Here is an 8599-nt window from a genome sequence, read left to right as displayed (position 1 = left end):
AGAATTTTCATATCAGGGGAACGACAGTATCCGTATTCGGTTCCCTGAATGTCGATATCATTTGGCCAAAATGCGACGACGGGTTGTGCTGATATTCAAACCGTTTGAATCGCAACGCACAATTCTTTCCGAACATTAATGTTGCGTTATAAAATATGCGCCTTTTACAACCCTAACATACTGAAAATAAGAATAATACTACTCTGCGTATTAGATTGCGAAAATGCCTCGGGCACGCACTTCGCCCTACTGGGTACTTTTACCTGTTAGAGCGGCCTTCGTGCGCCCATGGGAGGCACGGCGCTCTAAAAGATAAAAGACATCCGCATCTGTTAAAAAATGCGGATGTCAGTTTGATAAGGTCGTGCTTTGATCAGCCTGTTTTAGGCCTGAGCCTCGGTTAAAACCGGAGGGTTTTCAATTGCATTTGGCGCATCATCATTTCCGAAAACCTGCCAGTAGCGAGGGCGGAAAGCGATGCGGCTTTTTTCCGAAGCCGGATGCTCTGCTGGTATCTCGATTTCGACGCGCTCACGCGCACCGCCGATTTCAAGTTCCACGCGGCGTTTCCCGCCAGACCTGCGGCTTGCAATGACTGTACCGGCGATGCAACCACCGCAACCGTCAAGCAACTCCACATCATGCGGGCGGAAAAACAGCCGAGTTTCACCATCGGCAACGCCATCGACCGTCAGACCAATATTGCGATCGGCCAGCCAAAGCTCACCCTTTTCTATCCGCACAGGAAGAGTGCTGGATTCACCAATGAAGCCATAAACGAAAGGCGAATTGGGCGTATCATAGACCTCATCAGGCGTACCGATCTGCTCGATACGGCCCTGACTCATCACCACCACCCGATCTGCGAGTTCCAGCGCTTCATCCTGATCGTGGGTAACGAACACGGTCGTGTGGCCAGTCTTGTCGTGAATCTCACGGAGCCAACGGCGCAGTTCCTTGCGAACCTGCGCATCAAGTGCTCCGAACGGTTCATCGAGAAGCAGGACTTTCGGCTCGATAGCCATCGCGCGCGCAAGAGCCACGCGCTGACGCTGACCACCAGAAAGCTGCGACGGATAGCGGTTTTCAAGCCCTTTCAACTGCACAAGATCGAGCAATTCGAGCGCTCGGCGCCTAATCTCGACGGTGGCAGGACGTGTACTGCTCGGGCGAACCTTCAGGCCAAAACCGATATTCTCGGCAACCGTCATATGGCGAAACAGCGCATAGTGCTGAAACACGAAACCGACATTCCGCTCCTGCACACTTTTGTGCGAAGCATCCTCTTCACCAAAATAAATGGCGCCCTCGGTTGGTTTTTCCAGCCCGGCAATCAGGCGCAGCAAGGTTGTCTTGCCCGAGCCCGATGGTCCAAGCAAAGCAATCAACTCGCTCGAACGGATGTCCAGCGACACATTATGCAATGCCGGAAAGCGAGCAAACTCTTTACGCACACCGGCGACACGAACTTCCATTCCCAATCCTTTCCCCTACCGCCAACTGCTAAAACAAAGCTTGGGCGGTTTATTCTCGTATATAAGTTAGTTGTTAATGCCCGTTACCGCCAGCCAGTTCATCACCATAACGCAGCTCAAGAAATGCTTTTAGCGCCAAGGTCACGAGAGCAAGAAGTGCCAGAAGTGAGGCGACCGCAAATGCCGCGACGAAATTATATTCGTTATAGAGGATTTCGACGTGCAGCGGCATCGTATTGGTAAGACCGCGAATGTGGCCCGACACCACGGAAACTGCGCCAAACTCGCCCATCGCCCGCGCATTACAGAGCAAAACGCCGTAGAGAAGCCCCCATTTGATGTTGGGCAAGGTGACATAACGGAAGGTCTGCCAGCCATTTGCCCCCAAAGAAATTGCGGCTTCTTCATCACCGCTTCCCTGTTCCTGCATCAGCGGAATGAGTTCGCGCGCCACAAATGGAAATGTCACAAAGAGTGTTGCCAGCACGATACCAGGCACCGCAAAGAGTATCTGAATATTATGGCTCGATAACCATGGTCCAAGCAGTCCATGACTTGCAAACAGCAACACAAAAACAAGACCGGAAATAACCGGCGATATCGAAAATGGCAGGTCAATCAAGGTTGTCAGAACGGCCTTACCTTTGAACTCGAACTTGGCAATTGCCCAAGCAGCGGCGACACCAAACACCAGATTGACGGGCACGGATATTGCCGCAACCAACAAGGTCAACCTGATCGCTGCCCAGGCGTCCGGCTCAACAAGCGCAGTAAGATACTCTTCCGTTCCCTTACGGAAGGCTTCGACAAAAACTGCGACCACCGGCAGAATGAGGAAGAGCGCCAGAAACACCAGCGCTATGCCAATCAAAAGGAGCCGCGTCGGCAGACTTTCCGTCACGGCACTGCGCATCGAAGTTGTTATGTCATTCGCCATAGCCATACTTCTTTCTCGTCCAGGACTGGATCAGATTGATGAACAGCAACATGGCAAATGAAAGCGCCAGCATCACGGTCGCAAGCGCGGTCGCCCCGGCATAATCATATTCTTCAAGCCTGATGACGATCAGCAAGGGTGCGATTTCCGACACATAGGGTGTGTTGCCCGCGATGAAGATCACGGAACCATATTCACCAACCCCGCGTGCGAAAGCGAGTGCAAAGCCAGTGAGAATCGCTGGCTGCAGACTTGGCAGAAGCACCCGCCAGATTGTCTGGAAACGCGACGCGCCAAGGGTTGCTGCAGCTTCCTCAACCTCACGGCTGATTTCTTCCATAATGGGCTGCACTGTGCGCACCACGAATGGCAGGCCGATGAAGATCAGCGCCACGACGATGCCTGCGCGCGAAAAAGCGATCCGAATATTAAACGGAGCCAACAGGCTGCCGATCCAGCCATTGGGTGCATAGATCGAAGCGAGCGCGATACCGGCAACAGCCGTTGGAAGTGCAAACGGAATATCGACGATTGCATCAATGAACCGTCGCCCCGGAAAGCGATAGCGCACCAGCACCCAGGCCAGGATCACGCCAAACACAACGTTGACAAGCGCTGCAATGAAGGCTGTGCCAAAGCTGGTTTCAAGCGCTTTTATGGTGCGTTCATCGGTGACGATACGCCAAAAACCCGACAGCCCGACATCGGTCGAGCGCAGCACGAGAGCCGCAAGCGGAATAAGAATAAGAAGGGTCAAGTAGGCGACACTAAAACCGAGTGTCAGTCCGAAGCCCGGAATGACACTCGGTTTTCTGAAATGCCACCCTGCTCTGACCGGTGCAGGGCGCGAAGACATCAATATTTGTTCCCTTTTATTGATCTTTCGTGTGACTGCATCCTATCGGAATCAGACCACGAGTGGATTTACTTCGCAGACTTGTAGATCTGGTCGAATGTACCGCCATCGCCGAAGTGATAAGGCTGCGCTTTGGCCCATCCGCCAAAGATTGGATCATCAATCGTCACAAGCTGCAATTGCGGAAACTCGCGCTTCTGGTCAGCAGGCACGACGTCCGGCTTGGATGGACGGTAAAAATGCTTGGATGCAAGCGCCTGACCTTCCGGCGAATAGAGATATTCGAGATAGGCCTCGGCAACCTTACGGGTTCCATTTTCATCGGCATTCTTATCGACCAGCGCCACGGGCGGTTCTGCGAGGATGGACTGCGGCGGAACCACAATGTCAAAAGCATCTTCACCGAATTCAGCGATCGAAAGATAGGCTTCGTTTTCCCAAGCCAGCAGCACATCGCCAAGCTGGCGTTGCACGAAGGTCGTGGTCGAACCGCGTGCACCTGTATCGAGCACCGGAACATGGCGGAACAATTCGCCGATATAATCCTTTATCTTGGCTTCATCGCCGCCATATTCCTTATAGGCCCACGCCCAGGCAGCCAGATAGTTCCAGCGCGCGCCGCCCGAGGTTTTCGGGTTTGGCGTAATGACCTCGACGCCATCCTTTACCAGGTCACCCCAATCCTTGATGGCCTTGGGATTGCCTTTACGCACGAGGAAAACAATCGTGGAGGTATAGGGTGAGGAATTATCCGGGAGGCGTTTGCGCCAATCCTTGTCGATTTTACCGGAATGTTCGACAATCGCGTCAATATCGCTTTCCAGCGCAAGTGTCACGACATCAGCTTTGACGCCGTCAATGACGGAGCGTGCCTGCTTGCCCGAACCGCCATGGGAAACGCGGATGGTCAGATTTTCACCGGTCTGATCCTTCCAGTGTTTTGCAAAGGCCGCGTTGTAATCCTTGTAAAGCTCGCGCGTCGGATCATAGGACACATTCAAAAGCGTCTGATCGGCAAAACTTGCCTGAACCGTCCCGGCCAGCGAAGCCGCAGCAACCAATGCTGCTAAAGTGAGCGAAAATCTCGATATCTTCATGACCGCCTCCATGTTTCATTGGCCAAGACAGTATCAGAGCTCTTTGAAGACAGGATGCCACAAGTCGGTCGTTATTTGAAACGACTTCGAAAAATCTACTCGCTTTGCAGGAGAATTCGGGGATAATTTTTCCACTGGCATGTCGAAACATGTCGGCTATAGTATCATTAACTCATTGGACCAGCTCAGGCACGGCAACCGGCACAGTTCCAGCGGCAGGCTGGCTACTCGTGGCTTGCTCCAGTTCGAGCGGCTGCTGCTTCGGCTCGTTCCAGCCCATAAAATTGTAGAGCGTATAGCGCCAGACGCCGATTTCCTCGTGGAGCGCCAGATCTGTCGCCAGGAAATACAGGCCTGCCGAAGACATGTTGGTTTGCGATCCGGTCAGATAACCGACCGCAACCGGCTCGGGCTTCACGCCGAAATGCGCCAGATAGAGAAGATCGCGCTTCATCATGGGCGCAGCTTGCAGCAAAACGACCTTCCTCGGTCTGATTTCACGCAGGATTTCCGCCGTATTCCTGGCGTTCTGCCAGCTATTGCGGCTCTTTTCGTCAAGCAGGATGGACGTCCGATCAACACCGGCATTTTCCAACTGCTTGGCGATTGATGCGGCTTCGGAAATGCCCGTTCCGGCTACATCACCGCCGCTGGCGATAAACTTGCAGCTGAGACTCTTCTCGACACACTGACGGTTCATGGCAACCGCCGTCAAGATTGGCCCATAAGAGAAGGCAAGCAGCTCGACCACGTTTTGACCCTGTACATTGACCGTCTGGGTTCCCATGCCGAAGACGACGAAGGCAGTATTGTCTTCAAGCTGCGTCTGCAATTGCGATGAATAGGATGATTGCAGGCGGCTCATCAAATAATCAGGAAGAATTGCAGAAACAATTGCACCATATAAAACGACACCAAGGCCTAATAATAAAAAGCCCGTCTTACGCCGTTTGAATTTCAACGAGAGCAATCCGATAATAACAAAGGCAATAATAATATTAAGCGTCATACGGCAATCACCGGGATTCAATATGAATTCTTCTCAATTTCATCAATATAAACGGCTGTGAAAAAACCGATCAATCCCAATAAATTCAGGAATGATCATTCTCGCCCTTAAAAGTGGGACCCGGATTGGGATTGCGGGGGCAAATTTACTCCGGGTCCCGGCCGATCTAACGACCAGCAGAGTTATAACGGACAAAGATGGATTCGGTTCCGGTACAAAATTGAAATTCTGCGACTTTTTCTGCTACGAATTTGCTGAGTTGGTTACGACGAACAGAGTTTCATGTTTCAAAAGGAACGATTGCGATATTAGAGCATAATTTTAAAGTGTTAGAGCGACCTTTGCGCGCCCAATAGGGCGCCCGGCGCTCTAAGACGTGAGAATAGTGCCAACAGATCAGATAGCAGGTCGGGCGAAGGAGAGGTCACTATGCAAAAATGCCTATACAATGTGGGTATCACATTCGTCATGACAGCTCTCACGGCAAGCCCCGGTCTGGCGCAAGCAATAAGCCGGGACTCGGTCATTCGCATCGACTATGTCTGTGAACGCGGAGTTGTTGTGCCCGTCACCTACATTCATGCTGGTGAGGAGCCCGCTTTCGCTGTGCTTGACGCTGAAAGCAAGATGGTTGCGCTGCAATGGCACGACGCTCTCAAAAAATACGTCGCCATGGATGAACAGGACAGTTATCGCTGGGCTGAAAAAGACGGACTGGGCATTTTAAGCCACCTCGAAGCCGACGATTCAGCCAAAGAGGTGACAATTCTTTCGTCCTGTCGCGCTGACGACAGTGAGCAATAATGTTCAGGGGACGAGATAGTGCTTGTCCCACTGATCCTGTGGAACTTCATCGCCAATATCATAGTCGAATGACACGACGTTGATGTGCTCATCATCCGTCTTGCAGACAAAAGCGAGCTTATACCAATGCTCACGGCTGCGGAATGCAGCACCGTCAGCCTGAATGCTGTTCTTTCCTGCTACAGGATCGGTAAAAGCATAAGCCAGAACCTTGTCGACCGAAAATTTTCTCTCATCCCGGCTGATCCGCTCCATCGCCTCAACATCGCAGCGCTGCTCAAGACGCGTTGCAGGATCGAGCTTTTCAAGCTGCGCCTTTTCGAGTGCTGTCATAGCCATGGACGGCGCGCTCACAGAGATGATGACGGACATAGTAACGAACGACAGAAGGCGAGCGATGAATGAATTCGGGATCAGAGCAGATAAAAACTTCATGAGATTTCGGGTAACTCGCTTCGTATGAATTCAGGAAAGAGGTTTAGAGTGGTTCCAGTTAAAACTGAACCATTGGAACCGCTCTATCTATTTGTTTTTACGCATTATCCGACACAAAACCGCTTCGCACTTTTGCTGGAAATGCTTTAATAACACACTCTTTGCGTCAGCTTGTCGACCATCACGGCAATTTTATCGGCCTTCATCCCCACAAGATCGCCCAGTACAGTCAGGAAAAATTCTCTTCAAACAAAGTTCGGTCACGACCCGCTTCTTTAGCGGCATAAAGAACCTTGTCGGCCCGCTCCACTGCTTGCCAGAGATCATCCTTGTGACGAAGCCTGACAACACCAAAGCTACACGTAACGTTTACACCAGTTGAAAGACGAGAAAATTCGTGGGTTGTAACGCTTTCCCGGATATTCTCGACCAACGCGAAGGCGGCATCCGAGGGCATATCATCAAGATAGAGAATGAACTCCTCACCACCCGTACGTGCCGCCAAATCACGGCTCCTTAAATGCGATTGCAGAACATCTGCGAATTCTTTCAAAACAGCATCACCTGTTGCATGTCCATAAACATCATTGATCGTTTTGAAATAATCGATGTCGCAAGCCACAACCCAACCGGAAATATTGTTGCGCTCCATAGCCAGCATGTGCGCTTCCAGCCCACGACGGTTGAGAAGCCCTGTGAGGGGATCGCTATCGCGCTCATGAACAAGTTCATCGAACCGATCAGCGCCCGCTGCTGCAAAAAGCACAAGCCCAGCAATGACCGCTGCGACTGCCGTTGAAAAAACCGTCCACTGCCAGAACGGCGTGAAGGCAAAATCGACCGGAGTATCCTCACTGACAATGGAATGCGCAGTCAGCAGTGTGCGCGGGAAAAACTGGACTGCAACCAGAACCAACATGCCGAGGATGAGCTTGTCGGCAGGAGACCCGTGAACAAGGCCGCGCAGATGCCAGACAATACCCAGAATCACACATGCAAGCCCGAGATTGAGTACATACACCCGACCGAGCAGGCTAGGATATAGATACAGGAAACAGATAATGCCGCCGAGGATCAGCACAAGGCTTGCAACACAGAACCAAAGCGACAAACTAAGACCTGATCGGCGCAGAATCCCATGCCCGCCTGCCAAAGCGCCAAGCACGTAGACTGTGGCCGTCAGCATCGTGTTCTGGCCATCATCCACGGGTATATCGACAAGCTGCGCAAGCATGGCCAAGCCAATGCAGAGAAAGCACAACGCGCACCACAAAAGATAGCGACGCAGTTTATCTACAGCCCATACAACGACGAAGGCCAGTGAAAACAGGAGCAGGACGGCGGGCAGTACATAGAGCATATAATTATTATCTTAATTTCAACTGTCAGTGACTCTTATCGCCTTCCGGAATTAAAAACACAATTCAGTAAATTAGAATGGCCATCGAAACGCAGACTGTTCTGATGAAACGCTCTTGATTTCACATATCCGCCCGTGCTTGAAACCTGCAAACGCAATCGGCAATCCAGCCATACGGCGAGCCACCACCTGGTCAACGACCAATGAGCGGCTTGCCGCGAAAGGAAGAGATATGAAGCCCGTTTTCCTGCAACTGCAATGCACACCCGGCAAGACTTATGAGGTTGCGGACACGCTCTTTCAGCGTGAAATCGTATCGGAGCTCTATTCGACCAGTGGCGAATATGATCTTCTTGCCAAAATCTATGTCGCTGAAGGTGACGATATCGGCAAGTTCATCAACGAAAACGTGCTGAACATTCCAAACATTGTGCGTTCGCTCACAACGCTCACATTTACCGCGTTTTAGAGCAAGTTTGGCCTGGCTGAATCCGATACGATACCCGCGTCTCGACGTTATAAATAGCTGCGCAGTAAAGATTTGATTCACCATTAGTCTATTATCCTGATCACTCAGGGAACCTCCCTGTGTCCTTGCGCATTGACTCTGTGATAGCCCGCCCAAA

General features: G+C 51.6%; 9 protein-coding genes. 2 read left to right on the top strand and 7 right to left on the bottom strand.

Annotation, left to right across the window (positions count from 1 at the left end; translation table 11 throughout):
* Positions 1 to 383: 383 nt before the first annotated feature.
* From C9380_RS01495 to C9380_RS01475, 5 genes are all read right to left on the bottom strand, one after another.
* Positions 384 to 1475, bottom strand: coding sequence for a sulfate/molybdate ABC transporter ATP-binding protein (locus C9380_RS01495; RefSeq protein WP_128092851.1), 1092 nt, complete (start codon positions 1473 to 1475; stop codon positions 384 to 386).
* Between the two features lie 73 nt (positions 1476 to 1548).
* Positions 1549 to 2412, bottom strand: a complete 864-nt coding sequence (gene cysW, locus C9380_RS01490; RefSeq protein WP_024898210.1) for a sulfate ABC transporter permease subunit CysW — start codon at positions 2410 to 2412, stop codon at positions 1549 to 1551.
* Positions 2402 to 3268: a sulfate ABC transporter permease subunit CysT gene (gene cysT / locus C9380_RS01485; protein WP_128092850.1), complete on the bottom strand. Its 867-nt coding sequence runs from the start codon at positions 3266 to 3268 to the stop codon at positions 2402 to 2404. Before cysT ends, cysW begins: the two co-directional genes overlap by 11 nt.
* 68 nt (positions 3269 to 3336) lie before the next feature.
* Complete coding sequence (locus tag C9380_RS01480; RefSeq protein ID WP_128092849.1) at positions 3337 to 4365, bottom strand: sulfate ABC transporter substrate-binding protein; 1029 nt, start codon at positions 4363 to 4365, stop codon at positions 3337 to 3339.
* A gap of 172 nt (positions 4366 to 4537) precedes the next feature.
* Positions 4538 to 5374, bottom strand: coding sequence for a YdcF family protein (locus C9380_RS01475; protein ID WP_128092848.1), 837 nt, complete (start codon positions 5372 to 5374; stop codon positions 4538 to 4540).
* Positions 5375 to 5803: 429 nt separating this feature from the next.
* Between C9380_RS01475 and C9380_RS01470 the strand changes: the two genes are divergently transcribed.
* On the top strand, positions 5804 to 6178 hold the full coding sequence (locus tag C9380_RS01470; protein ID WP_128092847.1) for a hypothetical protein: 375 nt from the start codon (positions 5804 to 5806) through the stop codon (positions 6176 to 6178).
* Between the two features lie 3 nt (positions 6179 to 6181).
* On the opposite strand, the gene C9380_RS01465 is transcribed toward C9380_RS01470, so the two are convergent.
* The gene (locus C9380_RS01465) at positions 6182 to 6613 is read right to left on the bottom strand and encodes a DUF930 domain-containing protein (RefSeq protein WP_024898216.1); all 432 of its coding nucleotides are present in this window, start codon (positions 6611 to 6613) and stop codon (positions 6182 to 6184) included.
* Positions 6614 to 6842: 229 nt separating this feature from the next.
* Positions 6843 to 7973, bottom strand: coding sequence for a GGDEF domain-containing protein (locus C9380_RS01460; RefSeq protein WP_128092846.1), 1131 nt, complete (start codon positions 7971 to 7973; stop codon positions 6843 to 6845).
* 232 nt (positions 7974 to 8205) lie between these two features.
* Here C9380_RS01460 and C9380_RS01455 point away from each other — a divergent pair, with 232 nt between their 5' ends.
* The gene (locus C9380_RS01455) at positions 8206 to 8442 is read left to right on the top strand and encodes an Lrp/AsnC ligand binding domain-containing protein (RefSeq protein WP_024898218.1); all 237 of its coding nucleotides are present in this window, start codon (positions 8206 to 8208) and stop codon (positions 8440 to 8442) included.
* The last annotated feature ends 157 nt before the right edge of the window (positions 8443 to 8599 follow it).

The organism is Brucella pituitosa (assembly GCF_003049685.1).
Taxonomy (GTDB): Bacteria; Pseudomonadota; Alphaproteobacteria; order Rhizobiales; family Rhizobiaceae; genus Brucella; species Brucella pituitosa.
Note: the sequence above shows the minus strand (reverse complement) of the source record. Positions and strands in the feature narration are given on the sequence as shown.